This window comes from Bittarella massiliensis (ex Durand et al. 2017) (genome assembly GCF_001486165.1).
Lineage (GTDB): Bacteria > Bacillota > Clostridia > Oscillospirales > Ruminococcaceae > Bittarella > Bittarella massiliensis.
Map to the genome: position 1 here is coordinate 471,179 of NZ_LN908975.1, position 17,631 is coordinate 488,809.

16 protein-coding genes are annotated in these 17,631 nt (G+C 58.6%); 15 read left to right on the forward strand and 1 reads right to left on the reverse strand.

Going from position 1 to position 17,631, the window contains the following annotated elements; genetic code table 11:
- Window positions 1-84 precede the first annotated feature (84 nt).
- From BN3266_RS02565 to BN3266_RS02585, 5 genes are all read left to right on the forward strand, one after another.
- The gene (locus BN3266_RS02565; protein WP_059003530.1) at window positions 85-834 is read left to right on the forward strand and encodes a polyphosphate polymerase domain-containing protein; all 750 of its coding nucleotides are present in this window, start codon (window positions 85-87) and stop codon (window positions 832-834) included.
- Window positions 827-1,519 (forward strand): DUF4956 domain-containing protein, encoded by a 693-nt coding sequence (locus BN3266_RS02570; protein ID WP_021658060.1) that lies wholly within the window; start codon window positions 827-829, stop codon window positions 1,517-1,519. Before BN3266_RS02565 ends, BN3266_RS02570 begins: the two co-directional genes overlap by 8 nt.
- A 17-nt stretch (window positions 1,520-1,536) precedes the next feature.
- Window positions 1,537-3,486, forward strand: coding sequence for a carbohydrate-binding domain-containing protein (locus BN3266_RS02575; protein ID WP_059003532.1), 1,950 nt, complete (start codon window positions 1,537-1,539; stop codon window positions 3,484-3,486).
- 149 nt (window positions 3,487-3,635) lie between these two features.
- Window positions 3,636-4,073, forward strand: a complete 438-nt coding sequence (locus tag BN3266_RS02580; protein WP_059003534.1) for a hypothetical protein — start codon at window positions 3,636-3,638, stop codon at window positions 4,071-4,073.
- Between the two features lie 13 nt (window positions 4,074-4,086).
- Window positions 4,087-5,019: a 3'-5' exonuclease gene (locus tag BN3266_RS02585; protein WP_059003536.1), complete on the forward strand. Its 933-nt coding sequence runs from the start codon at window positions 4,087-4,089 to the stop codon at window positions 5,017-5,019.
- Window positions 5,020-5,073: 54 nt separating this feature from the next.
- Here the strand turns inward: BN3266_RS02585 and BN3266_RS02590 are convergent, their stop codons facing one another.
- Window positions 5,074-5,460 carry a desulfoferrodoxin family protein gene (locus BN3266_RS02590; RefSeq protein ID WP_059003537.1) on the reverse strand — a complete coding sequence of 129 codons (387 nt, stop codon included), beginning with the start codon at window positions 5,458-5,460 and terminating at the stop codon, window positions 5,074-5,076.
- Between the two features lie 503 nt (window positions 5,461-5,963).
- On the opposite strand from BN3266_RS02590, the gene BN3266_RS02595 reads away from it, so the two are divergent.
- The 10 genes from BN3266_RS02595 (at window position 5,964) to BN3266_RS02640 (ending at window position 17,629) form a co-directional block, all read left to right on the forward strand.
- Window positions 5,964-6,155 carry a hypothetical protein gene (locus BN3266_RS02595; protein ID WP_059003539.1) on the forward strand — a complete coding sequence of 64 codons (192 nt, stop codon included), beginning with the start codon at window positions 5,964-5,966 and terminating at the stop codon, window positions 6,153-6,155.
- 5 nt (window positions 6,156-6,160) lie between these two features.
- On the forward strand, window positions 6,161-6,604 hold the full coding sequence (locus BN3266_RS02600) for a sigma factor-like helix-turn-helix DNA-binding protein (protein ID WP_059003542.1): 444 nt from the start codon (window positions 6,161-6,163) through the stop codon (window positions 6,602-6,604).
- 203 nt (window positions 6,605-6,807) lie between these two features.
- On the forward strand, window positions 6,808-7,368 hold the full coding sequence (locus BN3266_RS02605; RefSeq protein ID WP_154668946.1) for a hypothetical protein: 561 nt from the start codon (window positions 6,808-6,810) through the stop codon (window positions 7,366-7,368).
- A gap of 11 nt (window positions 7,369-7,379) precedes the next feature.
- Window positions 7,380-7,823 carry a hypothetical protein gene (locus BN3266_RS02610; RefSeq protein WP_059003546.1) on the forward strand — a complete coding sequence of 148 codons (444 nt, stop codon included), beginning with the start codon at window positions 7,380-7,382 and terminating at the stop codon, window positions 7,821-7,823.
- Window positions 7,824-7,973: 150 nt separating this feature from the next.
- Window positions 7,974-9,950, forward strand: a complete 1,977-nt coding sequence (locus BN3266_RS02615; RefSeq protein WP_154668947.1) for a phage tail tape measure protein — start codon at window positions 7,974-7,976, stop codon at window positions 9,948-9,950.
- A 63-nt stretch (window positions 9,951-10,013) separates the two neighbouring features.
- Entirely contained in the window at window positions 10,014-10,892 is an 879-nt protein-coding gene (locus BN3266_RS02620; protein ID WP_059003551.1) for a hypothetical protein, read from the forward strand.
- 188 nt (window positions 10,893-11,080) lie between these two features.
- Window positions 11,081-11,686 (forward strand): lipoprotein, encoded by a 606-nt coding sequence (locus BN3266_RS02625; protein WP_059003553.1) that lies wholly within the window; start codon window positions 11,081-11,083, stop codon window positions 11,684-11,686.
- Window positions 11,687-11,886: 200 nt separating this feature from the next.
- Window positions 11,887-12,597 carry a phage tail family protein gene (locus BN3266_RS02630; RefSeq protein WP_059003555.1) on the forward strand — a complete coding sequence of 237 codons (711 nt, stop codon included), beginning with the start codon at window positions 11,887-11,889 and terminating at the stop codon, window positions 12,595-12,597.
- Between the two features lie 79 nt (window positions 12,598-12,676).
- Complete coding sequence (locus BN3266_RS02635; protein ID WP_059003557.1) at window positions 12,677-14,623, forward strand: phage tail spike protein; 1,947 nt, start codon at window positions 12,677-12,679, stop codon at window positions 14,621-14,623.
- Between the two features lie 48 nt (window positions 14,624-14,671).
- Entirely contained in the window at window positions 14,672-17,629 is a 2,958-nt protein-coding gene (locus BN3266_RS02640; RefSeq protein ID WP_059003558.1) for a DUF859 family phage minor structural protein, read from the forward strand.
- The last annotated feature ends 2 nt before the right edge of the window (window positions 17,630-17,631 follow it).

The following is a 17,631-nucleotide window of genomic DNA, read 5'->3' on the forward strand; positions in this document are numbered from 1 at the left end:
CTTAAGTTGTTTTTAGGTTGGCCCTGTACACTTTGAGAAAAGGCGGGGGGAACCCCCTGCCGAATGCAAAAAGGAGGCAGCGAAATGGGGGATTACCAGGGCGTTTTTGAGCGCTATGAAAAAAAGTATCTCCTCACCCCCGGGCAGTACCGGGCCCTTCGCCAAGAGATGGAGGGGCGGACCGAGCCCGACCAGTACGGCCGCAGCACGGTGTGCAGCGTCTATTTCGACACCCCCAGCTACCGGCTGATCCGCCGCTCGCTGGAGAAGCCCGGCTACAAGGAAAAACTGCGGCTGCGCAGCTACGGCGAGGTAAGGGGCGACGACCCGGTCTTTGTGGAGCTAAAGAAAAAATACGGGGGCATCGTCTACAAGCGGCGGGTGCAGATGACCTTGGATGAGGCGGAGGCCTACCTCTACCGCGGCCAACCGGCGGGAAATCCCAGCCAGATCACCCGGGAAATCGACTGGTTTTGCCACTTTTACGGCGAGGTCGCCCCGCGGATGCTCATCACCTGCGAGCGGGTCGCCCTCTGCGGGGTGCGGGACGAGGGGCTGCGGGTGACCTTTGACCGGGACATCCGCTGGCGGGAGGAGGCCCTCTCCCTGCGGGAGGGGGTCTGGGGCGACCCGCTGCTGCGGCCGGGAGAGCGGCTGATGGAGATCAAGGCGCCGGGGGCGCTGCCCCTCTGGCTGGCAGATGCCCTCAGCGGGCAGGGGGTCTTCCCCATCTCCTTTTCCAAATACGGCAGCGCCTACTGCCAGAAGATGGGGGGCAGCGCCCCCGCAGACGACCGACACCTGAAAGAGAAAGGGGCATCCATCTGTGCTTGATTCGCTTTTTGCCAGCATTTTGACGACCTCGTCCGCCGCGGCGGCCCTCTCCTTGGGGAAGCTGCTCCTCTGCACCGCCACCTCGCTGGTGCTGGGGGCGGCGATCGCCGCCATCCACACCTTCCGCAACCGCTACACCAAGGGGTTTGTCATGACACTGGCCCTGCTGCCGGCGGTGGTGCAGATGGTGATTTTGATGGTCAACGGCAACCTGGGCACCGGGGTGGCGGTGGCGGGGGCCTTCAGCCTGGTGCGCTTTCGCTCGGCTCCCGGCAGCGCCCGGGAGATCTGCAGTATCTTTTTGGCCATGGCGGTGGGATTGGCCACCGGCATGGGCTACCTGGCGGCGGCCGCCCTTTTCGTGCTGGTCATCGGCGGGGCGAGCATCCTCTACACCTGCTTGCGATTCGGGGAGCAAAAACAGCTGGAAAAGGAACTGAAGATCACCATCCCCGAGACGCTGGACTACACCGACCTCTTTGACGACCTGTTTGCCCGCTACACCGCCCACTGGAAGCTGGAGCAGGTCAAGACCACCAACATGGGCAGCCTCTACCGGCTGGATTACCGCATCGCGCTGCGGGACCCGGCCCAGGAAAAGGCGTTTTTGGACGAACTGCGCTGCCGGAACGGCAATCTGGAGATTGTCTGCGGCCGCCTCCCCCTCCTCACCGAGGAGCTGTGAGTGGAGAAAGAAGGCGTATGGATTTGACAGGGAGAAAAAGACAGAAGCTGGCGCTGCTGCTGGCGGCGACCTTGGCCCTTTGGAGCTTGGCGGGGTGCGGGAAGAAGGCGGCCGAAGAGACCGGAGAGGAGGAGAGCGGCGCGCCCGCTGTCTCCGCCGCCGACATCGACATCACCTTTACCGCCCGGGACCTGGACGTGGGATACGACGAGGGGAGCGCCACCAAGGTGGCGTTTGACGGCTCCGGCGCGACCGTCACCGGCAGCGGTGCGGCCCTGGACGGCGGGGTGCTGACCATCTCCGCCGAGGGGACCTACCTCCTTTCCGGACGGTGGGACGAGGGGCAGATCCGCGTCTCGGTGGGGAAAGAGGAGAAGGTGCAGCTGGTGCTGCAGGGGGTGACGGTGCACTGCAGCACCGGCCCGGTCCTCTACATCGCCCAGGGGGACAAGGTCTTCATCACCCTGGCGGAGGGGAGCGAAAACGCCCTGAGTGACGGGGAGAGCTACTCCCTGGACGAGGCCGACGGCAACCTGGACAGCGCCGTCTTCAGCCGGGCGGATCTGACCGTCAACGGCGCCGGCGCGCTGACGGTGGACGGCAACTACAAGCACGGCATCGTCTCGAAGGACGACCTGGTGATCACCGGCGGGGAGCTGACAGTGACCGCGGTGGGGCAGGCCCTGTCGGGGAAGGACTGCGTCAAGATCGGGGACGGGACCTTTGTTCTCACCAGCGGGACCGACGCCATCCAGTCGAGCAATGCCGAGGACGCCGGGCGGGGCTTTGTCTATATTGCCGGGGGGGATTTTACCCTGCACGCGGGCAACGACGGCGTGCAGGCGGAGACGGTCCTCTGGATCGACGGGGGGACCTTTGAAGTGGTGAGCGGCGGGGGCAGCGCCAACGCCAGCACCGACGCCGCCGGCGAGGCCCAGCCCGGCTGGGGCCAGTGGGGCGGCGACATGCCCGGCGGGGAGAGGCCGGGTGGAGGGATGCCCGGGGGGATGGGCAGCGCGCCCGACGCCACCCCCACCGGGACCCAGACGGTGCAGACCGCGGCCCAGCAGATCGACACCGCCGGCACCCAGAGCGGGGACAGCGCCAAGGGGCTGAAGGCGGGGAGCGAGCTGATCGTCAACGGCGGCACCTTTGACATCGACTCGTCGGACGACTCCCTCCACTGCAATGGCGATTTGACGGTCACGGACGGGACCCTCCGCCTCTCCTCAGGGGATGACGGCATCCACGCCGACGGCAGCTTGCAGATCGGCGGCGGCACCATCGAGATCGCCAAGTGCTACGAGGGGATCGAGGGGTTGCACATCGACATCTCCGGCGGCGAAATCAGCTTGGTGGCCAGCGACGACGGCCTCAACGCGGCGGGGGGGAACGACGGTTCCTCCCTAGGCGGCAGGCCGGGACAGAACGGCTTTGCCGGCGACGGGGACGCGGCTACCATTTCCATCTCGGGCGGGGTGCTCAGGATAGACGCGGCCGGGGACGGCATCGACTCCAACGGCGACCTGCTGATCAGCGGTGGCACCGTCTATGTAGACGGGCCCACCAGCGGGGGGGACGGGGCCCTCGACTACGACGGCAGCGGCGAAATCAGCGGCGGCACCGTGGTGGCGGTCGGCAGTGTGGGGATGGCAATGGGCTTTACCAGCGGTTCCGCCCAGGGCTCCATCCTCTGCAATTTCCCCTCGTCGGTGGCGGCGGGGACCGAATTTGCCCTCAAGGACAGCGCGGGCAACACCCTGGTGAGTTATACCCCCCAGAAGGCCTACCAGTCGGTAGTGGTCAGCTGCCCTGCAATGAAGCAGGGGGAGAGCTACACCCTGTGCGCCGGCAGCCAGACGGCGGAGGTGACCCTGTCCGAACTGGCCACCACCTATGGCCAGGGGGGAATGGGCGGCGGCCAGATGGGCGGCATGCCCGGCCAACAGGGCGGAAGGATGCGCTAGAAGACGGCGCCAGTATAGGAGAAGGGTCCGGGAGGCGACAGCCTGGCCGGGCCCTTTTTTGGCGGGCGGGCATTGACCGGGGCCGCTGGGAAATGGTATGGTAGGGGGAGCAGATCGCCCGGCTTGGACCGGGGGAGAGGGGGACGCAGATGGAGCGGCAAATCGATGCCTATTCCTACCAGTGCGGGGTGATGGACGCCTTTTGCGAGATGGTCCACGCCGGGGTCAAGAGGATCGCCCTCAGCCACCCCTGCCCCACCCGGGAGGAGCGGGACAGCTACCTGCCGGTGGCGGAGGAGCTCTGCCGGAAATACGGTGTGCGCTGTTTTCTGGAGAACGGGGGGCTGGTGACCGACCTGTTTCCCCGCGCCCTCAACGAGGGCAGCTACAACCTGGTGTTTTACCGCCGGGAGGAGGACATTGTGGCCTACCGGGCCATTGGCGAGGAGAAGGCGCGGCTGCTGGCCGGCGGGGCCTACCGGGGGGCGGCGAGGGAACGGCTGGCAGTGAATTTTGGCCGGTTGCTGGGCTACCGGGAGGACGACATTGCGCGGCTGATGGCGGAAAACGGCGACCGGGAACCGTGAGGGGATAAGACGGATGAACTATGTGATTTTGGATTTGGAGTGGAACCAGCCGGTCTCGCAGGACCGGGCAATCGAGGGGTTGGCCGGGGAGATCATTCAGTTTGGCGCGGTGAAATTGGACGGGGAAAAGCGGGTGGCGGACAGCTTTGAGGCGGTGGTCCGCCCCTGCCGCTACACCAAGATGAACCGGTATGTCAAAAAACTCACCGGCATCGACGAGAAGATGTTGGCGGGGGGGATGCCCTTCCCACAGGCGCTGGACGCCTTTCACCGCTGGTGCGGGGAGGATTTTGCCCTGTTGACCTGGGGGCACGACGACGGCCCGCTGCTCAAGGAGAACGCCCGGCTGCACGGCCTGTCCACCGACTGGATCGCCGCTCCCTACAACCTGCAGGTGCTCTTCAACGAGCAGGTGACGGGAGAAAACCGGCAGTGGTCTCTGGCCTCGGGATTGGAAAAGCTGGGGCTGGCCCCGGACGACGCGGCCCACGACGCCCTACACGATGCCCGCAGCACTGCCCAGATCGCCGCCCGGCTGGACTTGGACAAGGGGATCGCCGGGTACCGGGACGCCACCTCCGCCCTCCTCTGCGCCGATGTGCTGGTCAGCGCCGGGTTTCGGGGGCTGGCGGACCCGGCGGCCGCCCTGGAAGGGGCGGTGGGGGGAATCCCCTGCCCTGTGTGCGGGCGGCCGCTGGAGAGGGGCGAGTGGGTAGAGCAAAACGGCGAAAAGCGCATTGCCATGGCCGTCTGCCCCGAACACGGGCGGTTTTTCGTGCGGCTCAAGCTGTGGCGCACCGGCAAGACCTTTTCCGCCCGGCGGACACTCTGCCGGCCGGACGAACAGATCGACGCCTTTTACCGGGAAAAGGCGTCGCGCGCTCGGCAGCGGGCGGAAAAGCGGCGCGCGGATGGGGCAACAGGCGAACAGGCGGGCGAGAACTAAAAAGGCGAGAAGCCGTTTCTCCGTGGGGGAGAGACGGCTTCTCGCTTTTTGCCTTTATTGGAAGGGGTACTCCTCTTTCCAGAGGCCGTGGAGGTTGCAGTACTCGTAGACCGCTTCGGCTTGGTCATCGGGGTCCAGCCAAAAGGTGGCCACCGGCCGCTGGTCAGGGGAGAGGGACTTGTACTGGCGGACGCCGTTTTTCGTCTCCAGCGCGATCCAGCGGATGGAGTGTTCGGGGGTCATGGGGTGTTCGGCGGAGCCGACGCAGACGTGAACGGCATTGCCGTCGACTTGGACGACGGGGAGGTGCTTTTCGACCGCGCCGTCGGTGGTTCCGGGGTGCAGCTCCCCCATGGGCTGGCCGCAGCAGACGGTGGGGACAGAGGTGGGCTCCACCATCTCGACGATTTTTCCGCAGATGTCGCACTTGTAAAATTTCATCAGTGAACTCCTTTCACGGGGAGGAGGGAGGGCAATGGGCGCTCCCGTCCTCTCTTATTGGTGGGTCTATGGCAATTATGTGCGGCCGGTTCGGGGAACATTCGTCAAGAGAGGGGAAAAGAGGAAGAGGGATCGCGGAGCAGGCACAGAGAGCGATGCTGCGTTTTTGATTCGCAACGAAATAGCCAAAAACTGTTTCAAAAGATAGTGCAAGATTCTTGTCTATTATATATTGAAAAACAAATGTTCTTGTACTATCATAGAGATACAGCCGATGTCGGGCAGAGACGAAACTGGCGAGAGGGCCAATGCTGGCTACGAAGTAGCGAAAACGATATAAGTATTGCTTAAATTGTTTCTTTTTAGGATTAAAAGCGAGAGGTGGCCAGGGTGGATCGCACGGAGAGGTTGGGAAAATCTATCGCGTCGGCGGGGCTGCGGAGTGACGCGCCCTTACAGCGACAGAGAAAAATACCGGTTGGATCGGCAAAGGAGGAGAGAAAATGATTTACCCCTGTTACAACTGCAAGGAGGAGAGGCCCTGCGACCGAGAGCACTGCCTGGCATTTCAGTTGATGCGGCAGCACGGGGAGGAACTGTTGCAGGAGCGAAGGAGGGCCCAGGAGCGGGAGAGAGATGTCCGGCAGACGGAGATGGAGCGCACGGAGATGATCCGGCGACGGTACAAGAGATAGAGGGTGTGGAGATGGCGACAGAGGAAGAGCGGGTCAAGGCGTTTTTGCGCCAGTATCTGGAGTGCGAGCGGGAGATAGAGGTGCGCGCAGAGGAGCTGGCCAGGTGCCGGTGCCTGGCGGTCAAGACCACGGGGGCAATTGGCGGTGAGCGGGTACAGGGGAGCCGGAAAAACCGTCTCGAAGAGACTGTTGAGCGGATCGTGGAGTTGGAAGAGGCCCTTTTGGAGCAGATCGACCGACTGCGGGGGACCAAGGAAGCGGTGGATCGGGCCATTGCAGCGGTGGACAGCGGGGAGCAGCGGGCGGTTTTGCAGATGCGCTACCTGGCGGGGAAAAATTGGGAGGAGACCGGCGACGCGCTGGGGTACAGCCTGCGCCACGCTGCCCGCCTGCACAATTTGGCGGTAAAAGAGTTGGCGGGGAGAGGTCGGTTTGTCAAAGCAGGGTGAAGGGCGGTACCCTTGAGGGAGGATGTCCTTTTTTGTCCCTTCGCCGTGTGCTAAGATGATATTGGAGAAAAGAAGACGGACCCTCCGCTTCTTTTTTTCAGGAGGGCAGGCAACATTTGGTGTTGTCTATAAGAAACAAATTTTATTGAAATGAAAAGGAGAATGCAACAATGGCAGTATCTGAAATCAAAAGAGGAACCGAGATGGCGATGATCGATTGCTGTATGATCGTCGTGACCCCCGAGGGCGAGGAGAAGGGTTTGGCCGTCACCTCCAATACCAAGTTGGGGGTGGAACCGCTGGTCGAGGTGACCGAGGCGGTGAAGCTGATCATCAAGGGTGTGCTCAAAGCGCAGAAGCCCGAGGTGAAAACCATTACTGGCCACACCCTCACCCTGACCGACAATATGACCATTTTGGAGTTTATCGAAGTGATGCAGGGCGGCACCCTCACCCGCAACGAGGCGGGGGAGATCACCGGTTACACCCCCCCTGTTGTGGGAGAGGCCTACAAGCCCAAAAAGTTCGTGCTGGAGGCATACTCCTCGCAGATCGACCAGGGCGGCAATGTGATCAAGTACGAGAAGGTCCGTTACCCCGGCTGCACCGGCCAGCCCGTCGGCATCAACTCGGAGGATGGGGTTTTCCGCCTGCACGAGTATGTCATCAACTCGGCCCCCGGCAAGGGCGAGGCGCCGTATGAGCTCTCCTACGTGGACGAGCTGCCCGATGTCGACGCCGTCACTCCGGCCCCCGGCAAATAGGAGAGAGAAGGATGGCTGTTACAACCATTGAAGAGCTGCGCAAGTACGCCGACGGCAGCGAGGTGGAACTGCCCGGTTTTACCCCTGAGCAGCCGTTTGTCGTTCGACTGCGCAGGCCTTCCCTTGTCGAGTTGATTGTGGAAGGGGAAATCCCCAACCCACTGCTCGGTTCAGCGGCCAAACTATTTCAGGACGGGGTGAGCCAATCCCTGGGATACGACGGCGAGCAGTTCCGGCAGACGGCAGAGGTGCTGATGCAGGTGGCAAAGGCATGTCTAGTCGCCCCCACCTTTGAAGAGATCAAGGCCGCCGGTCTGAGTTTGACAGACCTGCAACTATACAGTATTTACGGCTTTATGCAAACGGGGGTCAACGCCCTTGCCAACTTTCGTACAGGGCAGAGGGGCAAATCCGGTGATCCGAATGGCAGAGCTGTATCAAAAGCGGCCGAGTGAGATTTTGGGGCTCGCTGACGAATACACTGCCTACTGTTTTGATGAAGCCTGCGCGTATATTGCGCTTATGGAAAAGAGCGGGGAGGCACCCCGATACCGCGAACAGGCAGTGGGATTTTCACAATTTTATCAGAGATTGGGGGTGAATAGATGAGTGAAGAGCTCAAGGAGCTAGAAAATTTGGAGTATCAGATCCGTCGTGTTCGAGATGAGATGGAGCGGCTGGCAACGAGTACTTCAAACATGGGAAGCGAGTTGGGCGTTTTGAGTGGCCCTCTAAGTGAGGCAGCTCAGAGTTATGGCCTTTTGGCAGCACCTATTTCTCTAGTGGAGAATGCTCTAGATCATCTAAAAATAAAAAATGAAACAGCGGTAGAGAGCATTCAGCAAATGTTAGAGGGTTTTCTAAACGCCACTGAAGGGACTCGGGGATTTGCAAATGCGGCTGGCAACGTAGGCGAGGCTGCGGCTAACGCAGGTGAGTCTTTATTCAACGCTGGCGAAAAGGGTTTGGGATTGGGACAGACACTTTTGGAGATGGTCTCTCCGTCTGCTTTGGCTACGACGGCTATTGGCCTTTTAGGCGCGGGAATAGGTGCTTACGTAAAAAATATTGAGGAGGCGCGGGCAAAAACCGGGGAATTGATTGCCAGTGGATTCAACGGATTTCAAGAAGGAGTCCAAACGGCACAGGGTTACTTGACTAGTTTTGACGACAGCTTGTTTGTTTCTGCTGAAAAACAGACAGAGATCGTACAGGGCATTCAAGAGGTTCAGGCAAATATTCGAGACCTGATTCAAGAGGCCATGGCGGCAAATGGAGAGTATACTACAGAACAGTCCAATAACCTTGATGAGTATTTTGCCAAGCTAGAAGAGCTCAATAGTCAGCAGGTTGCAGCTGAACAGATGAAGAGCGAGGCAATTGCACAGCAGGCTGTAATGATGGCGGAAACCCACGACATGTCCCTTGAGGAATATCAGGTCAATGCGGAGCAGTGGGTCGCCACCGCCCAGGAGCAGGCGGACAAGCAGAAAGCACTTATAGAAGAACAGACTACTCAGGAGCTGGTACTTCTCAACCAGAGACATGGCGAAAAAGCCAATATGGAGAATGCTGATTACGCCAGAGAATACAATGCGCTTATGGACAAAAAAAAGAAATCTATTGAAGCAGCCAACGCTGAGGTAGGAGAAGTAACGGCGGCCTTTGCCAGCGGGTATGCAGAGCAAGCAGGTCTGCAGGATATTTTTACCAAGCAGGTGGGGGCGAATCATCAATCCATGGAAGATGAGAACAAGCGATACACAGAAACAATTGAAGCGCTTAATGAGCAGCAATGGACAAGCGAAGAGGAAAAAAACTTGGCTATTGGTAGGGAGACTTCAGAGCACCAGAATCGAATGAGCAGCATTTGGAAAAGTTTGACAAAGGACATGTCCCAAAACGAAGTTGAGCAACTGGGTGTTTTTATGGGGATGGCGGCCAATAGTGAGATGTATGGTGGAAAGCTCGACGAAAACGCGCAGAAGACGGCAGAAGCCATTGTCTCTAGCTATGATTCGATGCCCAAAGAGACGAGAGAAGCTATGGAAAAAGCAATGAAACCGATGGTGGAGGAGATGGAAAAGTCAGAACCAAGCCTTTTTAGCAAGGCAATCAACATTGGCAAAGGAATCCTCAGTCGGTTACGCAAGGCTTTTGACGAGCATTCTCCCTCCAGAGAGACCCGCAAGATATTCCGCTTTGTGATGGAGGGTGGGCTGTTGGGGATGGAAGACGAAGAAAAGGGCCTCTACCAGCAGAGCGACGACATTGCCAAGGGAGTAATAGGGCGGCTGGAAAAGGGCCTCCAGAATTCGCGATTGACCTTGCCAGATTTGCCAGGGCAGGATATCGTTCAACAGGTGAATGGAGTTTTTGAGGAGACGGTGCAGCTAGCGGGTCAAAACAGTGATGAACTGGCGGAAAAACTGGCCAGAGCATTGCGAGAGAGCCCAATTCAAGTACGGTCTACTGTGGATGCGATGATTGAAACGACCAATATGGTGGAGTTGGACGGGGAACGAGTAGGGCGGTCAATTGCACCAACGATTTCACGGGTATTGGCACGAAATTTGAGTTAATTGACAAAACCTTCCAAAGCAGAGTATACTGAAAATAAGAAATCTGCGAAGGAGGGTAGATCAATGAAGAAGGGACTGTGCTTTCTGCTGGTTTTGTGCTGCTGCTTAGTGGGATTGATAGGATGTATTCCCTATGAGGATGAACTCGATGTGGAAAAGGATCCACAGTCACAACCGGAAGAGGCGAAGAACTTTGTAGAGGGGCTATGGGAGGAGTACGGGGAAAAGGCAGAGACGTATGAGCTGGCGTACAATATAGAGCGCGGTGTATACTATGATTCTGACTTGGGAACAGACGTTTTTGAGGTAAGAACACCGGACGGAGTTAAAAACATCGCCAGTGTCTATCCCGATGTAGACACGAAGAAGAACTACACAGGGGAGTACGACCTGTATTTTGACCCCCGGAAACAAGCGAGTGGCCTGCGAGACCTCTTGACGGCGACGTTTCTGATTTGGGACGAGAACCTAGACGAAGCGGGAGCGCGGGAGAAAGTCAAGGAGCTGATCGACAGCTACAGCGAAGACGAGTACAGTAAAATAGTGGAGTGCGGGGAGATGCGGGTGGTGATTTGCCCCGATGGCAGCACGTCCCATGTGTGGATCTACAAGGCGAGCCGGTACGGATTCCCAGAAGTAAACAAGGAGGAGTACGAGCCGATCACGCCGGAATTGTACGACATAGAACTGAATGCAGGAACCAAAGTGGTAGCAGAAGGAGAGGTTTCCTGGATTCGTTTACCGCCAGCAAGGGTGATTGGATCCCTGACCAATATGCGTATTGTAGACGATACGGGGAAGGAATACCATATTGAGTACGCGTATAGGTTCCACGGCTTCATTGAGTTTGAGGTGGGACAGCGGGTCCGAGTTTATGGAGATACGGGGAAGGCACTGTATGGAAAGCGAGTTTTTGCAGACCGGATTGAAGTAATAGAGTAGAGTGCTCGGATGGTTTGCACTGAAAAGAGAAGTTCAGCTCGTAGGGGCTGAACTTCTCTTTTTGCAGTTGAGAGGTGTGAGCAAAACACTTTTCAGAGCAGTAGGTCAAAGAAGAGTTGTCACAAACAATAATTCTATTTGATTGGATGTGAAAATTATTGTAAAATGACATAAGAGGAGGGGGGAGCATGAAAAGGTTTTTGAAGAATGCGCTGGTGCTGCTGATGGCGGTCACCCTTTTGACCGGTTGCGGGAGAACAAAACTGATGGAAGCACAGGCTGATGAGGGGTTGGGTCTGGGAAAAGATGAGTTTATTGCGCTTTACAACAAACTCATTGTAAAAGAGCTTGCCGGCAATGCGGAAAAAATTGGGGAGCAGACTTCACCCACGATAACAGAGCACTCCAGCTATATTGACATCTATGGGATTTCTCATCCCTACCGGGAGGTCACCTCTCGGTTTAAACTTGAAAACGAATTGCTCATCAGTATAGAAGAGCGAGAAAATGCAAAAACGATTACAAAATTTCACCTTTATGGGACTGCAACGGTCGGCATGCCGTACATACGCGCTTTTTTGAACTGTTTGAAATTGAGCCAAGAGGACCGGGAACAGGTGGAGCAAAGTATACAGTCTCTCGTAGATGATGGGGGAAGTTATTCTGAAGACCGAGGGGGATTCCATTTTTATTTTAGTATTGATGGAAAGCTGAAGGGAAACAACAAAAGAACACTTAATTTTGATTTCTCAATAGCTGATGCAGCAACGAGTGGCAGGGACATCGACCAATAGGAGCAGGTAGCAGAGAAATTTGGAATCCTGGTTTTCAGCGATGGCGGGGGAATGTCTCTGTCTCATGGCGAAGCCATTTACACGGTTGGGGCAAATATACATTTTGAGGGAGCGCACCGAAGGGGCGCTCCTTTTTCGTGCCACCATTTGAAAGGCGAACTCTCAAATGGCGGCTTTTATTTTGGGAGGGAGGAATATTGATGGAAAAAACAGCAGGCGGCCGGGTGGGGGAAATCTGCAGGATCGACGGCAAAGATGCGTTTGCGACATTTGGCGCCGACTTGGCGGAATGCGCCCTCTCGCTGGGAAAGGCCAGCGAGGCGCACCAGAGGATAAGCGGTTCGGCGGACTTTATTCACTACGGGGCGGACAGCGATCTGCGACAGATGAAACTGCGCTTTGTGGTGGGGGGAGAGAGCGACGATGAGGCAGAGCAGCGGATGTCAAACCTGATGAAGGCCTGTCGGAGGTGCGAGGTGACCCGGGAGAGCAGCGATATGGCGTTTGACGGGTTTCTCACCGACTGCAGTCGGGAGGAGACGGGGATCGAGCACTATTTCTACCTGGAAATCGCCCTGGCCGGCACCCTGCGGGGGGCTGAGCAGGTGGTGTACCTGTCCGACAGCGGCAGCTATGAAAACGGGGGGAACGTGGCTTCGGGCTGTGTGGTGTCTATTTTGCCGGCAGAGGATTTGGCGGAGTTGACGGTGGCGGGGATCACCTTGCGCAATTTGAAGGCCGGCGAGCGGTTTGTAATTGACGGGGTGAAAAAGGAGATCACCTGCGAGGGAAAAAATCGGTTTTTGGACACCAACCTCACCGCCTTCCCAGCGGCGTTGCCGGGGGAAAACCGGGTGGAGCTGTCGACCCCTGTGCCGGTGGAGATCGCCTTTCGGCCCACCTATTTGTAGAGAAAAGGGAAAAATGACAGCGGTCGAGAGAGGGCGGTGGAGGCCGTCCCCTCCGCCGTGTGGATGAGGAGGGGAAGCATTGCTGTTTTTGTGTGGAGAGGGGAAGCGGCCGGTGGCCGCCATCGACCCCATTCCGGGAAGTTACTGTGTCACCTACAAGCAGGGGGGAGCAGATGAACTGACCTTTGAGGTGCCCAAGAGCGACCCGGTCTACTTGAAGATACGGGAGGAGTCGGTGATCTCGGACGACTCAAACCGGTACCTAGTGAAAGAAAGGGACAGCCACGGCGAGACGGGAGAGTTTTTCTGTCAGCTGGATCTGGACGAGCTCAAGAGCCGGTTTTATAGGGCGTACAGGAGCGAGGAGACCCTGCCTGACCTGTTTGCCCGCCATCTGCCCCCGGAGTGGCGTTGGGAGACCGGGGGACTGGTGAGTGAAAAGCGGGTCGTTGGGCTGGAGGCGGGGACCGATTTCGACGTGCTGGAGAAGGCCAGAGAGGTACACGGGGTCTGTTATCGGTGGGACGTGCCCAAACGGCTGCTACAGGTCATCAAACCCTCGGAGGTGGCGCCTTCGGGGGAATTTTTGACAGACGAGTTGAATTTGCTGTCGGTGGGCTTTTGCGGGGAGACGGGAGATTTCGCCACCCGGCTCTACCCCTATGGCAAAGAGGACAGGGAGAGCGGCCAGGTGCTGAACATCGCCTCGGTCAACGAGGGGCTGGAATATGTGGAGGACCACAGCTACAGCGACAAGGTCATCTCCGCCTGCTACCGGGACAAGGACTGTGAGGACCCGCAGGAGCTCAAGGACCGGGCCATTGAGATGCTCAAGACCCTGGCGGTCCCGCAGCGCTCTTACGAGTGCAAAATCGCTGACGGTGCCCAGACCTTTGCCCTGCACCAGGTGGTGACCCTTTTGGACCGGGAGGAGGGGGGACGGGTCGACCACCAAATCGTGGAGTACCGGGACTTCCCCCTCTGCAGGGAGAAAAACACCGCCACCTTGGAGGGGCTGGGCCGCCGACTGGAGACCGGGATCAAGGAGAAGATCGGGGCCCTGGACCGAGACCTTGCCAGCGGGGAGCGGCGGCTAAATGAATTTGTGGTGGATGCCGACGCCACCTATGCGCGCATTTCGGAGACCTACACCAAGGGAGAGACCGACGCGGTGATCGCCAGCCAGGTGACCCAGGCAAAGGATGTCCTGCGCACCGAGGTCAGCGAGACCTATGTCACCGGGGAGGAGATGCAGAAGCGCGCTTCGGAAATCGAGCAGCGGGTGGAGGAAATCACCCTGTCGGTCAGCCGAACGGGGGGTGACAATCTGGTGCGGGCGTCCGACGCCCGTCTGGGCCTGGAGGGCTGGACGGTGGCGGGGACGGTCTGTTGCGACGACGGGGCGGACTGCCGGCGCAACACCTCGGCCGGGGCCGCGTTCCTGTTGGGAGAGGGCCTTGAAAACAGCAGCGGGAGATTGGCCCAGACGGTGAAGCTGGTGCCGGGGGGACAGTACGCCTGGTATTTTCGCTGCAAGTTGGAGAAGGGGATCACGACCGGGGCAAGCGCCTCCTTTGGCGGGGTGACCATCGACCTGTCGGGCGAGGTGGAGGAGTGGACAGAGCACACCGGGGCCTTTGTCGCCCAGGACCAGAGCGGAGAGATCGCCTTTTCGGTTGAGGAGGGGCAGCTCTGGGTGGCGGACATCACCCTGGTGGAGGGGCTGGTCTGCACGGCTTGGCAACAGGCAAAAAATGAGTTGATTGCCGGCAGTGTGTCGGTGAGCGAGAGGGGAATGGAGGTCGCCCAGGCGGGGGATCCCTTCTCCGCCAGGATCGACAACCGGCAGTTTTTGATCCACAACACCGACACGGGGGAGGATGTGGCCTATTTCAACAAGGACGAGGGGCGAATCTCCAAATTGACGGCGGAGGACGGGCTGACCGTCCGCCGCCGGGGAAACCAGAGCGGCGCTCTGCGGTTGATGCCCGTCGAGGGCGGGGTGTTTTGGATCGTCAACGACTGAGGGCGGAAGCGGAGTTTTGCGCAGACCGACAAGAGGAGGAAATAGAGGATGGCGAGCAGCGGAAGCTGGTACACGAATTTCGGGGGCGGGCACTATCAGCTCACCCTGTCCTGGAGCGCCTCGCAGAGCGTTTCGGGAAACTACAGCGACATTTCGGCGAAGCTGTACATCACCTGTTTTGGCGGGTGGTCCATCAGCGCCAACGCCACAAAGTACGGAAACATCACCATTGACGGGGACCAGATCGACTTTACGACGGTCATCGGCTCTGTCAGCGCGGGGAACACCCCCAAACAGCTGGCCAGCGCCAGCAAGCGGGTCTACCACAACGCCGACGGCAGCAAATACCTGAATATCACCGCCTCGCTGGGGGTGGATGTGACGATTTCGGGAGTTGGACATATTGGGACGGTGAATGTCAACTCCTCCAACTCCCTGGACAACATCCCGCGGGCCAGCTCGGTTTCCCTTGCCAATTTTACGGCTGGGGACAATGTGACGGTGAACATCAGCCGGGCCAGCGGGAACTTCACCCATTCGATTCAACTGGATGTGGGCGGGGTGGCCATCAAAACGGCCAGCGGGGTGGGGACCAGCCACACCTGGAGCTTTACAGAGGCGGACATCAAGAAGATCTACGCGGCCATGGGCTCGGCGAGTTCGGCCAGCGCCACAGTTTGGTGCAACACCTATTCGGGGAGCACTCTGGTGGGGGACGCCCACACCAACGCCACCTGTTACCAGGTGGGAAACAGCGCCCTGCAGACGGCGCCGACCTTTGTGGTCGGGGACAGCCGGACCTACACCGTCAACCGCCTGCGTGGTTCGGTGAGTCACACCCTACAGCTGTTCGCCGGGTCGACCCTCATCCGCACGGCGACGGGGGTGGGGACATCGTACTCCCTGACACTCACCGAGGCGGAGATTGCCAAAATCTACGCCCTGGGGACATCGGTCGCAACCAAAATGGTCTGCACGGCCTACCATTGTGGCCGAAACATCGGCACATCCCAGTTGACGGGGACCGCTTCGGCACCGCCGGTCAGCAGCATCACCAGCAAGCCGGACCACACCATCGGCAGCGGGTACACCACCTCCATCTCCCGCAGCCGGAACGCGGTGAGCCACACCCTGCGGCTCTATGTGGCGGGGCAGATGATCAAGGAGATCGGCGGGGTGGCGACTGCTTATACCTGGACGCCCACGGCGGCAGAGGTGGCGGCGGAGTATGCGGCCACCCCCAACAGCAACACGGCAGCGGCCCAGGCCACCGTCTGGTGCTACCACTACGGCAAGCTTATCGGCACCGCCACGGCGGGGGGGACGGCCACCGTTGACCCGGCAGCGGCTGCGCCGATTTTTTCTGGCTTTTCCTTTGCCGATACCCGCACTGAGACAACGGCTCTTACCGGAGACGACCAGGTGCTGGTGGCGGGGGAGAGCACCCTCAAGGTCATCGTGCCCGCTGCGCAGGCGGCCAAAAGCACCACTGGCGCCAGCATCAAGCAGTACATCCTCTACTGTGGAGGTTCCACAGCCACGGGGGGATATGCGGCTTCAGGGGATGTCTCCATCCAGATGGAGAGGGCCAAAGCGGGGAGTGTGCGGCTGGCGGCGGTGGACAGCCGGGGGAATCAAACGGTGGTGGAGCGGTTGGCCGCTTTGGTCGACTACATTCCGCCTCGGGTCACCCAGATGCAGCTGCGCCGGGACAACAACGTGGACAACAAGACCAAGCTGACTGTCAAAGGGGTGTGGTGGCCGGGAAATTTTGGCGCGGTGGACAACGCGCTGGAGGCCCGTTACCGGTACAAGGTCACCTCGGCAGGAGAGTTTGTCGAAGGAGCCACCGTCCCCCTGGCCTTCCAGAAAGGCGAGTGGTCGTATGAAGGGTATCTCCCTGGGGACATGGGGGCGGAGGGCTTTGACTTTCGGAAGTCCTTTTCGGTTGAGGTGACGGTCGAGGATGTCCTCAACGCTGCGACAGAGACCGGGACGGTGGACCGCGGCATCCCCACCATGCACATGGATAAAGGCGGCGTAGGGATTGGGAAGATCCGGGAGAACGGGGCTCTGGATGTGGAAGGGGATACACACATTTCGGGGGCCATTGATGGGAGCCGAAGCGCGCATTTTTCGGAAGCCGTTGATATAGGTGGTGCGCTGACAATAGGCGGGTCAGCAACGGTAAAAGGAAACTTGTACAGCAACCTGAACTGGGCACAATCGCAAAGAGATTTTTCGATTGGGACGCTGATTCAGACTTCTATTGCTATAAATGATAACGGGCAGTCGGCGCCATTCTTCTTGGAAATTAAAGGGAATTTATATGCTGGAGGCGGCCCCGCCTATAATTTGTACCAGGGGTATTATTACAGCAAGACAGTTTACAATTCAGGGAAATATGAAACAAAGCCGTTGAGTGGTTTTGTATCCTTCCGCTATAAGGGGAAACTGTGTTTTTGGTTTCCAAGGCAACAGTATTGGCAGGGTTTTACTGTTTACTGTACAGCGGTGAATCCAAACCAACTGATGAATACAGTCACCTCAATAACTGATGCTACTCAACCGTCAACTGAATGGCAATTCAGCGGGTGGGTGGACCAGTGGCTAAATCGAACTTATCCAGTCGGATCATATTGGATTGGCCACACAAATACTTCTCCGGCATCGCTGTTTGGGGGCACTTGGTACAGAGTGGAAAGTCGCTTTTTATGGGCAGGCCCGGCGGGTAGTACAATTGGTGCCACCGGCGGTGAACAGACACACGTGTTGACTGTAAATGAGATGCCGAAGCACAGTCATACACTTAACCAACTTTTAGGAGGAAGCGGAGGTCTTGCCAACGATGGGGGGACGGTTCCAAGAGGTTATTTGGGAAGCAATTACACCAATCTGGCAGCTGACTATCCCAGTAACTATGGAATCAGTTCAACTGGCGCAAGCGCAGCCCACAACAACATTCCCCCATATATCAATGTCGCTATCTGGCGTCGGACAGCGTAAAG